Consider the following 18,668-nt stretch of genomic DNA (forward strand, 5'->3'; position numbering starts at 1 on the left):
TAACAAGCGAATAATTTTTATAGAGTCGTTATAGAGTGTGCTTTTTTCTCAAAAAACGGCCCCTCATCAGAGGAGCCGTTTTCTAATTTTTTAAGTCAATTTCCCACTTAACTATCTGTTTCAGCCTCTGGCACCGCTGGCGGTGCGAGTTCGGGGGCGGGGATGCTATAACCACATTCCTTCTGCGGACACACCTTTTCCGTACCACGCCGCTTCGTCGTTTTCACCGTTAACACCGGCCATTGACACTGCGGACACGTTTCAGCAATCGGCGGGTTCCACGTTGCGTAATTACACTTCGGATAGGTATTACACGAATAGAACAACTTACCATAACGGCTCTTCCGCTCGATCAAATGCCCCTCTTTACAGACCGGACACACCACCCCCGTATCACGCGGCTTTTCCAACGGCTCGATATGCTTACACTTCGGATAATTGGCACAGCCAATAAACTTCCCATACCGCCCCGTTTTCACCACCAACTGCCCACCACACGCCGGACAATCACGCCCCTCAATCACCTGTGGCGTCTCTGGCACAGCGGCAGCGGCCTCTTCAGCGGTTTCACCTAAATTGCGGGTGTAGTCACATTCAGGATAGCCCGTACAACCAATAAAACGACCACGCTTACCAAAACGGATATTCAACGGTTTGCTACATTTTGGACATGCCTCGTCCAACAATTCCGTTGTCACCTCAGCGCGTGAAAGCCCTTCTTTTTCTTGCAACTGCTTATGAAAACCTTTCCAGAACCCCTCTAACACCGGCACCCACTGCCGTTTACCAGTGGAAACATCGTCTAGTTGGTTTTCTAACTTCGCCGTGAAGTCATAGTCAACATATTGCTGAAAATGCTCAGTCAAAAATTTATTGACCACCTCGCCAGTATCAGTCGGGACAAAACGCTTTTTATCGAGCGTGACATACTCACGATCTTTTAAGGTCTTGATAATAGAGGCATAAGTCGAAGGGCGGCCAATACCAAATTCTTCCAACGCCTTCACCAAACTCGCTTCGGAAAAACGCGGCGGGGGTTGAGTAAAGTGTTGCTCACCTTCGATTTTATCGACAGGCAGCGCATCACCGACTTCCAAAACCGGCAATTTCGCTTCGCCGTCATCGTCAGCATCATCAAGGCCTTCTTGATACACCGCGATAAACCCCGGGAAAACCAACACTTGTCCATTAGCGCGGAATACCCCTTCACCAACGGCAATATCCACCGCCGTGGTGTCATACTTCGCTGGGGCCATCTGACAGGCTACCGTCCGTTTCCATACCATTTCATACAGCTTGAATTGATCGGCAGTTAAAAACGGTTTGACCTGTTCAGGCGTGCGGAAGATCGACGTCGGGCGGATGGCTTCGTGGGCTTCTTGTGCGTTCTTCGCCTTATTTGTAAAAGTCACCGCCGCTTTGGGTAAATAATCTGCTGCGAAATGTTCACCGATATAGTGACGAATCTCCGCCACAGCCTCGTTAGCCAACGCCACCGAGTCAGTCCGCATATAGGTAATTAAACCCACCGTACCTTGCCCAACATCCACCCCTTCATACAGCTGTTGTGCTGTCCGCATGGTGCGGTCGGTGGTCATCGATAACTTACGCACCGCCTCTTGTTGCAAAGTTGACGTGGTAAAAGGCGGCGCGGCCTTGCGCGTTTTCTTTTTCTTCTCAACAGCAATCACCTGAGCCGCAGTGTGCTGCGCCAACGCCGAAACAATCGCCTGTTGTTGGTCTTCGTTGGTGATAGAGAACTGTTCGAGTTTTGCGCCTTGGAACTGTGTCAAACGGGCACGGAATTTACTGCGGCCTTTGTGGCTATCAAGGTGGATTGACCAATATTCTTGTGTCACAAAGCTGCGGATTTCCGTTTCGCGTTCACAAATCAGCCGCAAAGCAGGGCTTTGTACCCGACCGGCGGACAAACCACGGCGAATTTTTTTCCACAGCAAGGGCGATAAATTGAAACCCACTAAATAATCTAGGGCACGGCGTGCTTGTTGTGCGTTGACCAAATCGAGCGAAATCTGTCGCGGATTGGCTACGGCATCGAGCACCGCATTTTTTGTAATCTCGTGGAACACCACACGCTGCGCGGTTTTATCTTTTAAAAGCTTTTTATTCTTGAGAATTTCTAGCAAATGCCAAGAAATCGCCTCCCCCTCGCGGTCGGGGTCAGTCGCAAGATAAATATGCTGTGCCTCACGCACAGCAGCAGCAATCGCATCAACGTGTTTACTGTTTTTAGCGATGATCTGGTACTTCATGGCGAAATCTTTATCCGGATCTACTGCGCCATTTTTTGGCACTAAATCACGGATATGGCCATAAGAAGCCAGAATCTCGAAGTCTGGCCCCAGATATTTTTTCAGGGTCTTCGCTTTAGAGGGCGATTCGACAATGAGCAGATTGGCAGGCATGGCGATTGGGTCACATCCTAATGGGGAATAAAGCTGCAAGGGGCAAAAAGACGCCCCCACAGTGAGGGGGCGTCAGCACACCAAACAAGTCGAAAAGCCCGCGATGTTATGCGCTTGTGTGGGCTACTGCAATGCCAGCAATGCACTGTCAGCATCGGTTAGGACATCGGCAATCAGTATATCGAGCTCAGTGGCCAAGCTCCAAAGTACCGTCACCACCGTTAATTTCAAGACTTGTAGATCAATTGCACCAGCAGGTAAGGCCATCAAACGGTCTAACACCAACTCACGGACCGATCCAGTGCAAACACCCTGTTGTTGTAGAAATAAAAGAAAGCCTTGGCAATCTAAAGGTAAATGTTCGGCTTCTTGTGGGCTAAGACAACGGAAGCTACCCGCGCTTTCGTGCCATGTGTCTTCAGCAAGCACATGGGCAGCACGTGCGGTTTCGAGACCCTGCAACCAAAGCAAGGCATCACTGACTTCATCATCATCAAACCCCGCCGCCATTAAGCGTCTGCTCAAAGCAGCCGGCTGCGGGCAAGCATCAAGATCACGATAAGAATCAACAAGATAAGCAAGAACTTCATACATAATAGCGGTCTCCACCTTTATGATTGATACAATTAACATCCGGTTGCAACGCTAACATTCGCTTAAGCGTTGATAACGGCCTCCCGGTAAAGTGGCAACACGGCCTTCTAGTTCAAGCGATAACAGCGTGGCGCAGACCTCATCGGGTGTCAAGCCAGACAATTCAATCAACTGATCCAAGTCCATTGGCCCCGCCACCAACAAATCTAACAGCGGATGACTGGCACCAGCATGCTCACCTTGTGTTGCATCCGCATGTCTTGGCAAAACAACCGAGGGCCGCGCCCAGCCGAGGGTGGTTAAGATATCCTCTACCGACTCCACCAACGCCGCCCCTTCACGCAATAATTGATGACAACCTTTGGCCTGTGGATTATGAATTGACCCCGGCACGGCCATCACTTCACGACCATATTCCGCTGCCAAACGTGCAGTGATTAAAGAGCCACTTTCAACATTGGCTTCCACCACCATACAACCATGGCACAAACCGGCAATAATGCGATTCCGACGTGGAAAATGGGCCGGTAACGGTGGCGTGCCGAGGGAAAATTCACTGAGTAACAACCCCTGCTCTGCAATTTGATGTGCTAAAGCACGGTGTTGAGCGGGATACACGCGATCAATGCCGGTGCCAATCACAGCAATGGTGCTGCCCTTACTACGCAGTGCACCACGATGGGCACTGGCATCGACCCCTGCCGCCAAACCACTGATGATGGTAAACCCCGCTTGACCCAGCTCATACGCCAATTGTTCCGCATCACGCCGCCCCTGACTGGTGGCTTGGCGACTGCCCACCACCGCACATAAGGGACGCTGTAGCAGCTCTAGCCGCCCTTGGGCATACAATAACAGCGGCGGCGAAGGTATCTCATGCAATAAGGCGGGATAGTTTTCCTCATCACAACACAACAACTGCCGCCCTTGGCCTTGTTGCAACCACGCGGCAGAGCGTTGTCGTAAATCGCTGCTATCGGTTTCGGTGATAGCCTGTGCCAATTTCGCCCCTAAACACGCACTCACACGGGCCGACTCAGCCTGATACAACGCCACAACATCAGAAAAAGCGGTACAGGCTTTACTCCATGCGCCATACCCAAAGTTGGGGACTTGTATGAGATGCAACCAAGCATGATGTTGAAGGCTCAGTTCCGACATAGAGGCTCCTAAAAACGATAGCAGAATTGGGCTTGCCACTTGAGGCTAGAGCTATAATGCACGCCAATAGACGATGGCTCACATCACGCATCATGCCAAATAGAAATTATGCGCAAGCCAGCCAACCATGTCAAAAACATAAAGACCGTTTTACAGAAAGTGAATAACCATGGCTTTACTTCCGATTTTGCACTACCCCGATCCACGCCTACACACCGTCGCAGCACCGGTCAAAGAAGTCACCGATGAGATTCGCCGTTTACTCGACGATATGCTGGAAACCATGTACGAAGCGCAGGGTGTCGGCCTCGCAGCAACACAGGTCAATGTGCATCAACGTATCGTGGTGATTGATGTGTCAGAAAAACACGATGCCCCTTTAGTTCTGATCAATCCAGAAATCGTTGCCAGCAATGGTGAGCCGGTGGTGGGCGAGGAAGGGTGTTTGTCGGTGCCGGGTATTTTTGACAAAGTCGAACGAGCACCGAAAGTCACCGTACAAGCCTTGGGCCGTGATGGGCAGTCCTATCAACTCGACGCAGATGGTTTGCTGGCCGTGTGTATCCAACATGAAATTGACCATTTAAATGGCAAAGTATTTGTGGAACATCTATCGAGCCTGAAGCAAAACCGCATCAAAAATAAACTGAAAAAACGTGAACGGCAGAATATGTGATGAGACTGATTTTTGCAGGAACCCCCGAATTTGCCGCACAAGCCCTCGCTGCCCTGATTCAGGCTGGGCATGATATTGCGTTGGTGCTCACCCAACCCGACCGTCCAGCTGGACGGGGGATGAAACTCAAGCCCAGCCCAGTCAAAGTGTTAGCACTGGAACATGGGCTACGGGTGGAGCAACCACTCAGTTTAAAACACGCCGACGCACAAGCCATGCTGCAACAGGTGGAGGCAGAGTTGATGGTCGTTGCGGCCTATGGTTTGTTATTACCGCAGGCAGTATTGGACATTCCAGCACGAGGTTGTCTCAATATCCATGCCTCTTTGCTACCACGCTGGCGCGGTGCCGCACCTATTCAACGTGCGCTGTTGGCTGGCGATGCCGAAACGGGTATCACCATTATGCAAATGGATGCTGGATTAGACACCGGCGCGATCCGTTCTTTACATCGCTTGCCGATTGCGGCCGATGACACCGCCGCCAGCTTGCATGACAAATTGGCCCAATTAGGGGCAGAAGCGATTGTGGCAGCGTTGGCAACACTTGACCAATTACCCACCATCGCTCAGCCCAGCGAAGGCGTCACCTACGCGCATAAATTAGAAAAAGCCGAAGCCGAAATTGATTGGCAGCAACAAGCAGCCTGTGTGGTACGGCGCATTTTGGCCTATCACCCCGTACCGGGCGCTTTTAGCCAATGGCAAGGTCAAGGGCTGAAAGTGTGGCGTGCCAGCATCGTCAATCACAACAGCCCAGCGACCACACACACCCCAGCCGGCACTGTTTGCCAGCTCACCCCAGAAGGGGCAGTGGTGCAATGTGGACAAGGCCAAGTGTGCTTAGAGGAATTACAACTGGCTGGCGGTAAACGACTCAGTGGCCGTGAATTTTTTGCTGGCCGTACACAGTGGATCGGGACAATATTAGGCGCCACCCCCGCTTAATACGCCCCTTCACGCCGTAGCACGACTTTGATGGTTTTTAACAAAATCGCTAAGTCGTGCCACAAACTCCAATTGCGGACATACCAAGCGTCGAGTTCCACGCGGCGTTGGAATGGCAAGCGATTCCGCCCACTGACCTGCCACAAGCCAGTCATCCCGGGGCGGGTTTCAAGGTAATAAGCCAAGTTTTCACCAAAACGCGGCATTTCTTCGGTCATAATCGGACGCGGGCCCACCAAGCTCATTTCCCCGCGCAAAACATTCCACAACTGAGGCAGCTCATCCAAACTGGTGCGCCGCAAGAAATGGCCAATACCGGTAATACGGGGGTCATGTTTAAGCTTGCGGAAGGTATCGAATTCTTCTCGTGCAACAGGGTCACGCACCAGCAGCTCTTGTAATAAACGGTCAGCATCCACCCGCATACTGCGAAATTTGTAACAGGTAAACAATTCCCCATTGCGACCGACCCGTGGCTGACCAAAAAAAGCCGGCCCCCCATCACGCCGCGTCAACCACGCCACCACGATAAAAAACGGCGACAACGACAACAATAGCAATGCCGCCACCACCATATCAAAGCCGCGTTTGACAGCAATCGCTTGTGGGTTGAGCAGATTATTCCGTGCCCGCAATAGCAACACATCGTGGCTAAAAAAATGTTGCGTTTCCATGCCCACCAAAGGTAGGCCAGCGGTGGAAGGGACCAGATGTAAACCGGGCATGATAAACCCAAGCTCTGCCACCAATGCCGCATGTTGCTCTAAAGCAGGGGATTCCAACGCAATCACCAAATGGGCATGCGGATGTGCACGCGCCCATTGCAATACCTCTTGCGCGCTCGCAGAAAATACTGGCAAATCGGTTTCTGGTGGAATATCACAACTCAAATCATCCAAGCAGACAAAACCGCGAATATCAAAACCCAACAAGGGCTCACTTTGTAGCGCAGCACACGCATCCGCGGCCAATTGGCCACTGCCAATCACTAAAGTGGGGCGTTGCCAACGCCGTAAGCGCATCAGCAGACTTTTTAACAATAAGCGACCCAGCGGAATCGCAACACAGGCCATACACCAGCCCACTAACCAAACCGTACGTGAGAACGGCCATTTCGCTAGCAACACCGTCACGCCATTGAGCAAGGCCAAGGCAATCACAATCCGAACCACCTCACCGGTTTCCGCCCAAAACGGTTTGCGGCGGTTGTAATGCCCGCGCCACCACAGGGTATGAATGGCAATCCCGATAAAGGCCAAGAAGGTATAAAACTGATGCACCCCCCCGTCTTGCCACCATTCAGGAAAATTGTGCCAATCAATCACAGGCCGCATCAACAACACCAACAGGCCACAGAGAAAAGCAAACAATAAAGCGCAGGCATCTATTACCGGCAACAGATAAGCCGCACGCGGAGGACGAGCCGCCCATAACGGAATCGGCAGGGCAGAAAGAGAAGGAAAAGAGGACATAAAACCAATGGTAACAAAAACGCTTTTACATCGGTCAATGTCACAACGGCAATATTCCATTAAACTACAACTTTGGTGAAAACAAAGAGGGCCGCCCCAATTGAACACGCCACGCTATTTGCAACATATATTGCGCACACTATTGGCTTTTTTCGTTCTTATTGGTCTCTCTGCTTGCCAAAATGAAACCACATTGCGGATTGGTGCCAATACTTGGCTAGGCTATGAACCGCTGTTTTTGGCACGACAACAACAAACCCTGCCGCAAGGGGTATCGTTACATGAATATCCCACCACCGCTGAAACACTGCGCGCATTCCGCAACCGCAATTTAGACGTAGCCGCGCTGACACTCGATGAAGCAGTGCCGCTGCTCTTAGACGACAATCAAGCGGCGATTGCGCTGGTATTGAGTCACTCTCATGGCGCAGATGCGTTGTTAGGACAACCTGAACTCAAACACGTAACCGATTTACGCGGCAAAGTGGTCGGTGCCGATAGCCTGACCCTCGGCGCTTATATGCTTGGTCGTGCACTGGAACTATCGGGCATGGATAAAAAAGAAGTACAGATTCGCTCGGTTTCACTGGAGCAACAGGAAGCCAGTTTTCTCAATCGTGAGATTGATGGCTTGGTGACATTCGAGCCGATTTTGTCGCGCTTACAACGTCAAGGTGCCAAGGTGTTATTCGATAGCCGCTCGCTGCCAAATGAAATCCTCGACGTATTAATTGTCCGGCCACAACAATTAAACAAAAGCCAACGCCGGCAATTACGCGAGTTGGTCAAGGTTTGGTTTGAACACACGGAAACACTGGTCACACAACAAGACACGGCAATGCAGTTGGTAATGACACGACAAAATCTATATAACAACGAACTGCAACACGCCCTGACCTTGCTACGTTTTTATGATCGTGAAGAAAATCAGCGTCTGTTAGCAGGGCCAGACAGCCCGCAACTGCGCCGTACCATTGACAATATCGCCCAAACGCTACATCGGCTGGGCCTGCGCCCCGCCACCACCATTCCACCACAACAGCCCCTCTTTACCTCAATAGGGATGGAATAACGATGCCTTCACCATCGCGTTTTTCTCTACCTGCCCCGCGTTATCCGTTACACACGCTTGCGCCGTTGTTGGGGTTTTTAATGATTACGCTGCTGTTATTGCTGTCCTTGGGAAGTAGTCTGCTGCTGGCGCATCGTGATATTGAACAAAAGGGACGCGCGGCGGTACTCAACGAGTTGGATCGCATTCATGCAGCACTTGGTGAACGTTTGTTAGAGGGTGATTTGCCTTATGTGAGGCGTGTCATTCTGTCGATGAGCAGTGAACCGCATATCCTCAATTTATTGGTCTTAGACCGCCACAACGTGGTGCAAGTCGGTAATCGACAAGAATGGAACGGCAAGGGGGTGAATGAATTAGGCTTTGAAGTCAATTTACCTCGGTTGGAACATGCCAAGAAACATGAAATCAGTGATGTCAGTTTTTCTTCCGATTTGAATGTGGTGTATGCCTATGCAGGTATTCGACTCGGACAAAGCGACAATGCCCTGCGCTCGGCGCATATCGGCACCTTATTTTTACGCTACGACCTTGCGGCAGATAAACGCAAAGCATGGCAAATGGCCATGCAACAGGGCTTGGCCTCGTGGCTGGTGTTGGTTGTTTTGTCTGGCATCATTTTTTTATTGTTCCGCCGTTATATCAGCAAACGGTTGGCCTATTTGATGTCAGTCGTAGATCGGCTGCGTAAAGGGGAAGCCAATGCTCGCGCTCATCTACTTGGTAAAGATGAGATTGCCCAACTCGGTGCCTCATTGGATGAAATGGCCGATCATCTGTTGGCCAATCAAGCCGAACTGGAACGACAACAGGCGGAAATTCTCGCCACCTCGGCCCGTTATCAAACCTTATTCGCTGCCAGTCGTGATGGTCTGATTTTGCTCGACCGCGACAATCACATCATCGACGTGAACCCCAGCCTGTGCCAACTGTTTCAACTCGACAAAAACCAACTCACGGGCAGCCTCTGCCAAAGCTGGCTGGCTAATGAGATGGATAGTATGTTGCGCCAGCGTTTAAATTCACTGTTAAGCCAAGTAGGACAAGCCAACCAAGAAATTGAACTGGTCTTGGATAATCGACAGGGGGGCCGCTGTGAAGTCGCCGTGCGTTTTTTCCCCTATGTGCAGGGGGATTCTGTCCGTGGGACATGGTGTGTACTGCGGGACATCAGTGAACGGCGAGCACAGGAACGGCGAATGCGTTATTTGGCCGAACACGATGAACTCACCGGCTTGGCCAATCGTCCTGCTTTTTTGGACAGTTTGGCCAGTATCGTGCAGCAAGCCGCAGCCCGCCAACGGCACCTCAGCCTGTTGTTTGTCGATCTCGACCGTTTTAAGCAAGTCAATGACACCCTCGGTCACGCCATAGGTGATCTGCTGCTCAAAGCCGTCGCCGAGCGAATTAGCCATTTTTTAGGTGAAAATGGCTTTGCGGCGCGGCAAGGGGGTGATGAATTTTTATTATGTCTGCCGGAATATGATGCACAACAGGCAGAACAATATGCAGTGATTTTGGCACACGAACTGTCACAACCTTATCGGATTGCCGATTACACCCTCAATCTCACCCCGAGTATTGGCATTTGTGCCTATCCAGAACATGCCGAAGAACCAGATGAGTTGATTCGTTATGCCGATGTGGCGATGTATCAAGCCAAACTGGAAGGGCGCAATGCTTGTCGTGTCTTCTCCCATCAACTACGGCAACGGATGACCGAGCGTCTAGCCTTGGAAAATGGCCTACGCGAAGCGATTAGCAAAAAACAGTTTTTCTTGGTCTATCAACCGCAGCTGGGCGTCGCCGAACAACGGGTGATTGGAGTCGAAGTGTTATTACGCTGGCAACATCCTCACCTCGGTTTAGTGCCACCGATGCGCTTTATTCCAGTTGCCGAAGAAACCGGCCTTATCCATCAAATTGGTGATTGGGTGTTGGAAGAAACCTGCCGCCAACTGGCGCAATGGCAGCAAGAAGGCATCACCTTGTCTGCTGCTGTCAATTTGTCGGCAGTGCAATTCAGCGATGCCAATTTAGTCGATCGCGTGTCAGAGCTAATTCAACATTATCAGTTAAATCCCGAGCGGCTAGAGCTCGAACTCACCGAAAGTATGTTAATGGGTGACATTGAGCAGGCAATTCGCACCCTGCAACAATTGGCGGGATTGGGCGTAAAACTGTCGATTGATGATTTCGGGACAGGTTATTCTAGCCTCAGCTATATCAAACGCTTGCCAATTAACCAGCTCAAAATCGACCGTTCTTTTGTGATTGACCTCGAAACCGACCCCCACGCCCGCGCCATTGCTGAAACGGTATTGGCAATGGCGAGAACGCTAGGATTAGAAGTGGTGGCAGAGGGCGTCGAAAACGTCAAACAAGCCGCCTTCTTGCGTGAACATGGCTGCCAAATTTTGCAAGGCTATTGGCTTTCCCGTCCCTTGCCTATCGCAGAATTTGCACCGTGGCTCACACGGCCACTGCCCAGTTGGGATGATTAACCGCCGCCCTCAGCTAAAGCGTATGGTAGGGCGGATAAGCGCAGCGCATCCGCCAAATCAATACAGCCTAAAAACGCAGATGCCTACTACCAGACAGCGAAGTATGGTAGGGCGGATAAGCACAGCGCATCCGCCAAATCAATAGCAGCAAAAAGCCGCTTCTTGCCAATCCTGTCATTTGAGAGAAAAATAGTCTTCTTTGCGTTGCACAACGCGCCTCTATTATTGCTGCGGAATTCTTATGCACGAAAACAACACTTGGTCTGGTCGCTTTAACGAACCAGTCAGCGAATTAGTCAAAACCTATACGGCCTCGGTGTCTTTCGACCAACGGATGGCAGAATGTGATATTCAGGGCTCTTTAGCCCATGCTCAAATGCTCAATCGCGCTAAAGTGCTGTCGGACGAGGATTTAGCGGCAATTCAACAAGGCATGGCAGAACTGTTAAACGAAATTCGCAGCGGACAGTTCGAATGGCGTGTCGATTTAGAAGATGTTCACATGAACATCGAAAAACGCCTGACTGACAAAATTGGCGATGCTGGCAAGCGTTTACACACCGGCCGCAGCCGCAACGACCAAGTGGCCACCGATATTCGCCTCTATTTGCGCGGCGCTATCGACACTATCAGCCAATTATTGCGCGACTTGCAACGTGCACTGTTAGAACTGGCGGCCCCCCACGCAGCCACCGTCATGCCCGGTTTCACCCACCTCCAAGTGGCACAACCCGTTACCTTCGGCCATCACCTATTGGCCTATGTTGAAATGCTAGCGCGGGATGAAGAACGGATGTTGGATTGCCGCAAACGGGTTAATCGTTTGCCCTTAGGCGCGGCGGCACTGGCTGGCACAACTTTCCCGATTGACCGCCAGTACACCGCCCAATTATTAGGGTTTGATGATGTCTGCCAAAACTCTTTGGATGCAGTGAGTGATCGTGACTTTGCCATCGAATTCACCGCAGCGGCCAGCTTGGTGATGGTGCATTTATCGCGCTTGTCAGAAGAACTGATTTTGTGGATGAGCCCCCGCGTTGGCTTTATTGATATTGCCGACCGTTTCTGCACCGGCAGTTCGATCATGCCGCAGAAGAAAAACCCCGACGTGCCGGAATTAGTCCGTGGTAAAAGCGGTCGTGTTACAGGGCATTTAATCGCTTTGTTAATGTTAATGAAGTCACAACCGCTGGCATATAACAAAGACAACCAAGAAGACAAAGAACCGCTGTTCGATACCATCGACACGCTGATTGACACCTTGCGTATCTACGCTGACATGATGCGTGGCATCACGGTCAAAGCCGATGCAATGCGGAGTGCGGTGTTGCAAGGCTTCGCCACTGCCACCGATTTGGCTGATTATTTGGTCAAAAAAGGACTGCCATTCCGCGACAGTCACGAGGTGGTTGCACGGGCAGTGCGTCATGCCGAACAAGCGGGGTGTGATTTAGCGGATTTACCCCTTGAAGTCTTGCAGCAATTCTCCAGCCAAATTGAACAAGATGTGTATCACGTCTTAACACCAGAGGGTTCTTTGGCACAACGCGATCACCTCGGCGGCACCGCGCCCGCACAGGTACAAGCGCAAATCGCCCGCCATCAAGCGCGTTTAGGTGAAGCATAATGGCGGTTGAGACAGATCTGATTTGGCAATCGATTCGGCAAGAAGTCAGCACAGCAGCGGCAGAAGAACCGCTGTTGGCGAGTTTTTTGCACATGACCGTGTTGAGGCATAGCAGCTTTCAAGATGTGTTAGCGTTTCATTTATCCAGCAAACTGATCTGTCATGTCATGGATGGCCGCGCCTTGCTCGAGCTGTTTCAGGAAACTTATCAAAGTTATCCCGAACTGGTGGATATTGCGCGTGCCGATATTCGCGCCCACTACGAGCGCGACCCTGCTTGTGGCAATTACTCGACACCGTTTTTGTTTTTCAAAGGCTTTCACGCCATTCAGTGCTATCGCATTACCCATTGCCTCTGGCAACAAGGCCGCAAAACGCTGGCCTTGTTTCTACAAAACCGCATTTCAGAAATGAGTGGGGTGGATATTCACCCTGCTGCCAAAATTGGACGGGGTGTGATGCTCGACCACGGCACTGGTTTTGTGGTGGGAGAAACGGCAGTGATTGGCGATGATGTGTCGATTTTGCATGGTGTCACCCTCGGCGGATCGGGAAAACAAGGCGGAGATCGACACCCAAAAATCGGTTCTGGGGTGTTAATTGGGGCTGGTGCAAAAATTCTTGGCAATATCCGTGTCGGCGATGGCGCCAAAATTGGCGCGGGTAGTGTTGTACTTGAAGATGTCCCTGCTCATTGCACAGCAGCAGGGGTGCCAGCACGCATTGTGGGACACAGCTGCCAAGAAGCCATACCGGCCTTTGACATGGATCATCGTGTTTAACTGTCGAAAACGCCATCAAGCCAGAGACTTGCGCTACAATTAGCCTCTTTTTTACAGCCACAGCCTTAGACCGCTGTGGCTGTTTTTTCACCTCTGTGACGGTAGTTTTACATGTTCATCCTGCAATCTCTTGCTAGCCATACCTTGCTCAATGTTCTCAATGGGCGCAATCTCAGTGACCAACTGCACAGCACTCAGGCACAACATCCTGAACTTTCTGGAGCAGAACGCGCCGCCCTATTAGACCTTTGCTATGGTACGTTGCGGCATTATGGTTGGTTGCAGGCAACATTAGCCCGACTGTTGAAAACGCCATTGGCAGATCGTTTTGTCGATACCCTGCTCAGCGTGGCTATTTATCAACTGGTTCACACCCGCGCCGCCCAACATGCCATTGTCGATCACGCAGTGCGCGCTGCCACCCAACATGAAAACGGTAAATTCAAATCGTTGGTGAATGCCGTGTTGCGGCAGTTTCTACGGCAACGTGAGACTTTGGAAGCCGAATTAGCCCGCGATACCGTCGCCTTTTGGAATCACCCAGACTGGTGGATTGCCGAATTACGCAGCCAATATCCCAAAGACTGGAAAGCCATTTTAAAAGCCAGCAACGAACATCCGCCGATGAGCCTGCGGGTGAATCTGCGCCAACAGACAGCAGCCGACTATTTACAACAGCTAGAACAAGCAGAATTGGCTGCCAGTTTGGTACCGTTGCCGGTACGTCAAGGTGAGGCACCGCTGGCCATTCGTCTCACCAAACCAGTGAACGTCGATAAATTACCCGGCTTTTTTGCTGGCAGTTGTTCGGTACAAGACATCGGCGCACAACTGGCCGCCGACTACCTCGATTGTCAGGAAGGGATGCGGGTATTGGATGCCTGTGCCGCCCCCGGGGGAAAAACCTGCCATTTACTGGAACAATATCAGCTCGATCTACTGGCCCTCGACCATGACGCACAGCGTTTGCGCCGTGTCGAACAAAACCTACAACGCTTGCAGCTACACGCCAAGTGTCAGGTAGCAGATGCGGCTGAGACCAAAAAATGGTGGGATGGTAAGGCGTTCGACCGCATTTTGGCCGATGTGCCGTGTTCAGCGTCTGGTGTGGTGCGCCGCCATCCTGATGTGAAATGGAACCGTCGTAAAACCGATATTCGTCAATTTGCCCAACAACAGGCGAAGTTGATTGATGCACTATGGCCAACCTTGGCCAACGGCGGCAAGATGTTATATGCCACTTGTTCGATTTTCCGCAGTGAAAACGAGCAACAAATTGAACAGTTTTTACAGCGCCATCGTGATGCAAACTTAGTCTGGCAACATGCTGTTTTGCCGACCAGTCACCATGATGGCTTTTTCTACGCACTATTACAGAAAAACGGATAAAGCCTTCTCTCCATGCAAGCCGTGTTCTCCTTGATGCGCCTCGGTTTATTGTGCGCTTGTTTGATCAGTCCATGGGCACAAGCCGAGCCTCGTGGTGCACAAGCACGCGTGGCCTCTGCCGAGTTGGTCGAAGGAGCATTAGCGGTCAACACCCGCTTTACGGTGCATCTTAATCCAACCTTGTTAGATGCGTTAGAACAAGGCGTGCCCCTGACTTTTCGCTTAGATTTTGAATTAACTCGTCCACGCAGCTATGCACTGTGGCGGCGTCTTGCCGATTGGTTCGAACCGACCGCGCAAATTTATTACAAGCTGAGTTATCTCTCTTTGACACAACAATATCGCATCAGCAGTGGCGGGTTATATCAAAATCACCTCACGCTCAACGATGCGCTAGCCAGTATCGGGGGGATTCGGGGTTGGCGTGTTTTACCACGCGAGGCAGTAGGCAAGGCGAAAATCCAAGATTTCAGTGGCCGTGTTCGCTTGGTATTAGATCGGTCGCAACTGCCACGCCCGTTCCAACTCAATATTATGAACTCGCAAGAATGGGTATTGGATTCAGAGTGGGTGAATCTCGCCTTGCTCGATAATGCTGAACGTGGGAGCGAGAAATAATGCGTTATTGGCTATTAGCACTCGCCTCGCTTGGCACGTTGCTGTTGTATCTATTGGCAATGGCCAGTGGTAGCACGTCGCGTTTTGCCGATTGGTATTGGGAGCTGTTTGCGCTCAATGGTTTATTACTGGTTGGGCTAGGCACGATTATTGGCCGGCAACTTTGGCAACTGCGACTTGAAATTAAAGAACGGGTCTTTGGTGCCAAACTGACACGGCGGATGGTCACCATGTTTGCCTTGGTCAGTGTCTTACCCGGTATTTTATTGTTTACGGTATCGGTGTTATTTCTTAACCGCAGTATTGAAAGTTGGTTCAATGTTCGCGTTGAAGCCGCGTTAGACCGTGGCTTAAATCTTGGCCGCAATGCCCTCGATTATCTGCTGGCCGATTTAGCCAATAAAGGCGAATACACCGCCCGCACCTTGGCAGAACAGCCAAGCAGCGGCACCAACTCGGTATTGTTGTTATCGCGTTTGCGTGAACAACTTGGGGTGCAAGAAATTGCAGTCTTTGATGCCAAAGGCCGTTTATTGGCCTTTGCTGGTAATGAAGCCGCTAGCCTCAGCCCCATGCGGCCAACGCCCGAGATGTTAATTAGCGTCCAACACGGCGGTGGCTACCGCGCGATTGAATCTGTCGGCGGCCATGCTTTGGCCCTGCGTGTGGTGTTGCCAATTCAGCCTTTAGGTTGGAATGGTGGCGACCGTAAATTGTTACAACTGCTACACCCTGCCCCACCACAAATTGCCGAAGACGCCCAACTGGTTGAAAACACGCGTGCCGAATATCGCCAGCTCGCGTTATCTCGTGAAGGTTTAAAACAACTATATCGACAAACCCTCACTGTCACCTTGTTGTTGGCTTTGTTCGCAGCAATTGCGCTGGGCATGTTGCTGTCACGGCGTATTTCTGCTCCATTGTCAGACCTTGCCGCCGGTACCCGCGCCGTGGCAAAAGGCGATTTCAGCCGTAAGCACCGCGTACATCGACGCGATGAACTTGGGGTGTTGACTGCCATGTTTAATCGGATGACCAGACAGTTGGCCGAAGCGCGGGCAGATACCGATGCGTCACGGGCGGAAATTGAAGCAAATAAAGCATACTTAGAAAGTATCTTGGGTAATCTGTCGGCGGGGGTGTTGGCGTTCGATGGAGAAAGCCTATTGCGCGCACACAATGTCAGTGCCGAGCGCATTTTAGATGTCGATTTCACGCCCTTGGCAGACTACCCACTGGCCGATTGGCCGGCCTATCAACCGCATCTTGCCCCCGTGGTGGAAATGCTGCTGCAACAAGCCGATGCCCTGCACAGCAACCATGATTGGCAATGTGAGTTACATTACAGTGCCAATCAAGGCGAACGCCTGTTATTAGCACGCGGCACCCGCCTACCCGATAGTCGTGGTCATGGTGTGGTATTGGTATTTGATGACATTACCGAATTGGTGCGTGCACAACGCGATGCAGCATGGGGTGAAGTTGCTAAACGCTTGGCGCATGAAATCCGTAACCCACTTACCCCCATTCAACTCTCGGCAGAACGCTTGCAGATGAAACTGGCAGATAAGTTACAAGCCAGTGATGCCGATATGCTCCAACGCAGTACCGATACCATTGTCAAACAAGTAGCAGCATTAAAGCGGATGGTCGATGCCTTCCGCGATTATGCCCGCGCCCCCAGTGCTAAATTGATTCAACTGGATGTCAATGACCTGCTGCGTGACGTATTAGCGCTGTATGAAGGGTATATCGATGTCCAACTGGCGCTGCACCCACAACCGCTATTTATCTTGGGTGATGCGACTTTATTACGGCAAGTGTTGCATAATTTACTCAGCAACGCGCAAGACGCAATGCTTGACGTTCCCCAGCCAATGCTTCACATTAGCACCAACGAATCACAAAATGCTTGCATCATTATTTTTAATGATAACGGGCCCGGCTTTAATCCCGACATTTTGCCTCGTGCTTTCGAGCCTTATGTCACCAATAAAACCAAAGGGACAGGGCTAGGCTTGGCAGTCGTCAAAAAAATTCTTGAAGAACATCAGGGCAATATCTCCGTCGGGAATCGCTCCGAAGGAGGGGCACAGGTGGTGCTCACGTTGCCCTTATTGGAGACACCATGCGAAGTAGCGACATCTTGATCGTCGATGACGAGATCGGTATTCGAGAACTCTTGTCAGAAATTTTACAAGATGAGGGCTACACCGTCGCCTTGGCGGAAAATGCCGAACTTGCCCGCCAACTACGGGATCAAACACGCCCTGCTTTAGTTTTGCTCGATATTTGGATGCCCGATTGTGACGGTGTCACTTTATTAAAAGAATGGGCAAAATTAGGCCAACTCAATATGCCGGTCATTATGATGAGTGGCCACGCCAGTATTGATACGGCGGTTGAGGCCACCCGTATCGGCGCCTTCGATTTTTTAGAAAAACCGATTGCCCTACAAAAACTGTTGAGCACCATCCAACGGGCACTGAAATATGGCGATATGCAAGGAAAAAAGAGCCTTAACCTCGACCGGCTCGGCAAATCACCCGCCATTTTAGAACTCAAGCGTCAATTAGAACGGGTGGTCAATGTTAAGTCGCCTGTCTTGCTGACTGGTGAACGTGGTGTCGGGTTTGAACTGGTTGCGCGTTTTTTCCATCAAGCCAATACGCCGTGGATCGTCCCGAATAAGTTAGAACAGTTAGCAGATACGCCACTGGAGTTGTTACAAAAAGCCAATGGCGGCGTGTTGTATCTGGCGGAAATTGGCAACTACCCGCGCCGGATTCAACAAGGGTTGTTATTTCTGCTTGGCAAACTCGACCGTTATAACGTGCGTTTAGTGTGTTCGTGTAGCCGGCCACTGCAAGAGCTGTTGATTGATAACGAGTGCGACAACCGTTTATTAACTTCGTTATCGAGCATCATCATTCCTGTGCCCAGTTTGCGCGAACAAGCCGAGGATATTGTTGAGCTGGCCGAACAAATCTTAAATGAAATGATCGAGACCAAGCAGGTGCCCTCACGCCGGTTTAGCACGGCGGCCTTGAACGCCCTGCGGCAGTACGATTGGCCCGGTAATTTAGAACAGCTCAAAAGCATCACCAAGAGCCTTGCCCTCACGGCAGATCAAGACGAAATCACCGTTGAATCGGTCAATAAGGTGTTGTCGCAATTTCGCCAAGAACGGCCCTTGGAAGACAGCCTATTCGACTTTAATTTGCCACTGCGCGAGTTGCGTGAGCAAATTGAACGGCGTTATTTCGAGTATCACATTGCCATTGAAAAAGGCAATATGAGCCGTGTTGCCAATAAAGTTGGGCTGGAGCGTACCCATCTCTACCGCAAGCTGAAACAGCTCGATATCCGTTTTATGCGTAAAAATGCCGAAGAGACCTAA

14 protein-coding genes are annotated in these 18,668 nt (G+C 51.0%); 10 read left to right on the forward strand and 4 right to left on the reverse strand.

The window, feature by feature from the left end:
- Positions 1 to 107: 107 nt before the first annotated feature.
- The 3 genes from topA to dprA all read right to left on the reverse strand — a co-directional run bounded on the left by topA (position 108) and on the right by dprA (position 4,181).
- Complete coding sequence (gene topA / locus ACTBZS_RS02065; RefSeq protein ID WP_463043131.1) at positions 108 to 2,426, reverse strand: type I DNA topoisomerase; 2,319 nt, start codon at positions 2,424 to 2,426, stop codon at positions 108 to 110.
- Positions 2,427 to 2,549: 123 nt separating this feature from the next.
- On the reverse strand, positions 2,550 to 3,020 hold the full coding sequence (locus ACTBZS_RS02070; RefSeq protein ID WP_022653838.1) for a Smg family protein: 471 nt from the start codon (positions 3,018 to 3,020) through the stop codon (positions 2,550 to 2,552).
- Positions 3,021 to 3,071: 51 nt separating this feature from the next.
- On the reverse strand, positions 3,072 to 4,181 hold the full coding sequence (gene dprA, locus ACTBZS_RS02075; protein ID WP_022653839.1) for a DNA-processing protein DprA: 1,110 nt from the start codon (positions 4,179 to 4,181) through the stop codon (positions 3,072 to 3,074).
- A 169-nt stretch (positions 4,182 to 4,350) separates the two neighbouring features.
- Between dprA and def the strand changes: the two genes are divergently transcribed.
- Together def and fmt are read left to right on the forward strand one after the other, a co-directional pair.
- Positions 4,351 to 4,857, forward strand: coding sequence for a peptide deformylase (gene def / locus ACTBZS_RS02080; RefSeq protein WP_022653840.1), 507 nt, complete (start codon positions 4,351 to 4,353; stop codon positions 4,855 to 4,857).
- Positions 4,857 to 5,804 (forward strand): methionyl-tRNA formyltransferase, encoded by a 948-nt coding sequence (fmt, locus tag ACTBZS_RS02085; protein WP_463043132.1) that lies wholly within the window; start codon positions 4,857 to 4,859, stop codon positions 5,802 to 5,804. The genes def and fmt overlap by 1 nt, the downstream gene beginning before the upstream one ends.
- Here fmt and wbaP read toward each other — a convergent pair.
- On the reverse strand, positions 5,801 to 7,276 hold the full coding sequence (gene wbaP, locus ACTBZS_RS02090; protein WP_460429263.1) for an undecaprenyl-phosphate galactose phosphotransferase WbaP: 1,476 nt from the start codon (positions 7,274 to 7,276) through the stop codon (positions 5,801 to 5,803). The genes fmt and wbaP overlap by 4 nt on opposite strands.
- A 100-nt stretch (positions 7,277 to 7,376) precedes the next feature.
- Here wbaP and ACTBZS_RS02095 point away from each other — a divergent pair, with 100 nt between their 5' ends.
- From ACTBZS_RS02095 to ACTBZS_RS02130, 8 genes are all read left to right on the forward strand, one after another.
- Entirely contained in the window at positions 7,377 to 8,348 is a 972-nt protein-coding gene (locus ACTBZS_RS02095; RefSeq protein ID WP_463043133.1) for an ABC transporter substrate-binding protein, read from the forward strand.
- Positions 8,349 to 8,350: 2 nt separating this feature from the next.
- Positions 8,351 to 10,852, forward strand: a complete 2,502-nt coding sequence (locus tag ACTBZS_RS02100) for an EAL domain-containing protein (RefSeq protein ID WP_460429261.1) — start codon at positions 8,351 to 8,353, stop codon at positions 10,850 to 10,852.
- Between the two features lie 241 nt (positions 10,853 to 11,093).
- Positions 11,094 to 12,479, forward strand: a complete 1,386-nt coding sequence (gene argH / locus ACTBZS_RS02105) for an argininosuccinate lyase (protein ID WP_460429260.1) — start codon at positions 11,094 to 11,096, stop codon at positions 12,477 to 12,479.
- Positions 12,479 to 13,261: a serine O-acetyltransferase gene (cysE, locus tag ACTBZS_RS02110; protein ID WP_463043134.1), complete on the forward strand. Its 783-nt coding sequence runs from the start codon at positions 12,479 to 12,481 to the stop codon at positions 13,259 to 13,261. Before argH ends, cysE begins: the two co-directional genes overlap by 1 nt.
- 111 nt (positions 13,262 to 13,372) lie before the next feature.
- A complete protein-coding gene (rsmB, locus tag ACTBZS_RS02115; protein ID WP_463043135.1) occupies positions 13,373 to 14,650 on the forward strand; it encodes a 16S rRNA (cytosine(967)-C(5))-methyltransferase RsmB in 1,278 nt (425 codons plus the stop codon).
- A 12-nt stretch (positions 14,651 to 14,662) separates the two neighbouring features.
- On the forward strand, positions 14,663 to 15,268 hold the full coding sequence (locus tag ACTBZS_RS02120; protein ID WP_460429257.1) for a DUF4390 domain-containing protein: 606 nt from the start codon (positions 14,663 to 14,665) through the stop codon (positions 15,266 to 15,268).
- Complete coding sequence (locus ACTBZS_RS02125; RefSeq protein ID WP_463043136.1) at positions 15,268 to 17,418, forward strand: sensor histidine kinase; 2,151 nt, start codon at positions 15,268 to 15,270, stop codon at positions 17,416 to 17,418. The genes ACTBZS_RS02120 and ACTBZS_RS02125 overlap by 1 nt, the downstream gene beginning before the upstream one ends.
- A complete protein-coding gene (locus ACTBZS_RS02130) occupies positions 17,397 to 18,668 on the forward strand; it encodes a sigma-54-dependent transcriptional regulator (protein WP_460429255.1) in 1,272 nt (423 codons plus the stop codon). The genes ACTBZS_RS02125 and ACTBZS_RS02130 overlap by 22 nt, the downstream gene beginning before the upstream one ends.

Source organism: Aquaspirillum sp., assembly GCF_055136605.1.

What these genes read in the sequence shown, in the direction of transcription:
- topA (WP_463043131.1), bottom strand. Translation starts at nt 2,426, where the DNA reads ATGCCTGCCAATCTGCTCATTGTCGAATCGCCCTCTAAAGCGAAGACC.
- ACTBZS_RS02070 (WP_022653838.1), bottom strand. Translation starts at nt 3,020, where the DNA reads ATGTATGAAGTTCTTGCTTATCTTGTTGATTCTTATCGTGATCTTGAT.
- dprA (WP_022653839.1), bottom strand. Translation starts at nt 4,181, where the DNA reads ATGTCGGAACTGAGCCTTCAACATCATGCTTGGTTGCATCTCATACAA.
- def (WP_022653840.1), top strand. Translation starts at nt 4,351, where the DNA reads ATGGCTTTACTTCCGATTTTGCACTACCCCGATCCACGCCTACACACC.
- fmt (WP_463043132.1), top strand. Translation starts at nt 4,857, where the DNA reads ATGAGACTGATTTTTGCAGGAACCCCCGAATTTGCCGCACAAGCCCTC.
- wbaP (WP_460429263.1), bottom strand. Translation starts at nt 7,276, where the DNA reads ATGTCCTCTTTTCCTTCTCTTTCTGCCCTGCCGATTCCGTTATGGGCG.
- ACTBZS_RS02100 (WP_460429261.1), top strand. Translation starts at nt 8,351, where the DNA reads ATGCCTTCACCATCGCGTTTTTCTCTACCTGCCCCGCGTTATCCGTTA.
- argH (WP_460429260.1), top strand. Translation starts at nt 11,094, where the DNA reads ATGCACGAAAACAACACTTGGTCTGGTCGCTTTAACGAACCAGTCAGC.
- cysE (WP_463043134.1), top strand. Translation starts at nt 12,479, where the DNA reads ATGGCGGTTGAGACAGATCTGATTTGGCAATCGATTCGGCAAGAAGTC.
- rsmB (WP_463043135.1), top strand. Translation starts at nt 13,373, where the DNA reads ATGTTCATCCTGCAATCTCTTGCTAGCCATACCTTGCTCAATGTTCTC.
- ACTBZS_RS02120 (WP_460429257.1), top strand. Translation starts at nt 14,663, where the DNA reads ATGCAAGCCGTGTTCTCCTTGATGCGCCTCGGTTTATTGTGCGCTTGT.
- ACTBZS_RS02125 (WP_463043136.1), top strand. Translation starts at nt 15,268, where the DNA reads ATGCGTTATTGGCTATTAGCACTCGCCTCGCTTGGCACGTTGCTGTTG.
- ACTBZS_RS02130 (WP_460429255.1), top strand. Translation starts at nt 17,397, where the DNA reads ATGCGAAGTAGCGACATCTTGATCGTCGATGACGAGATCGGTATTCGA.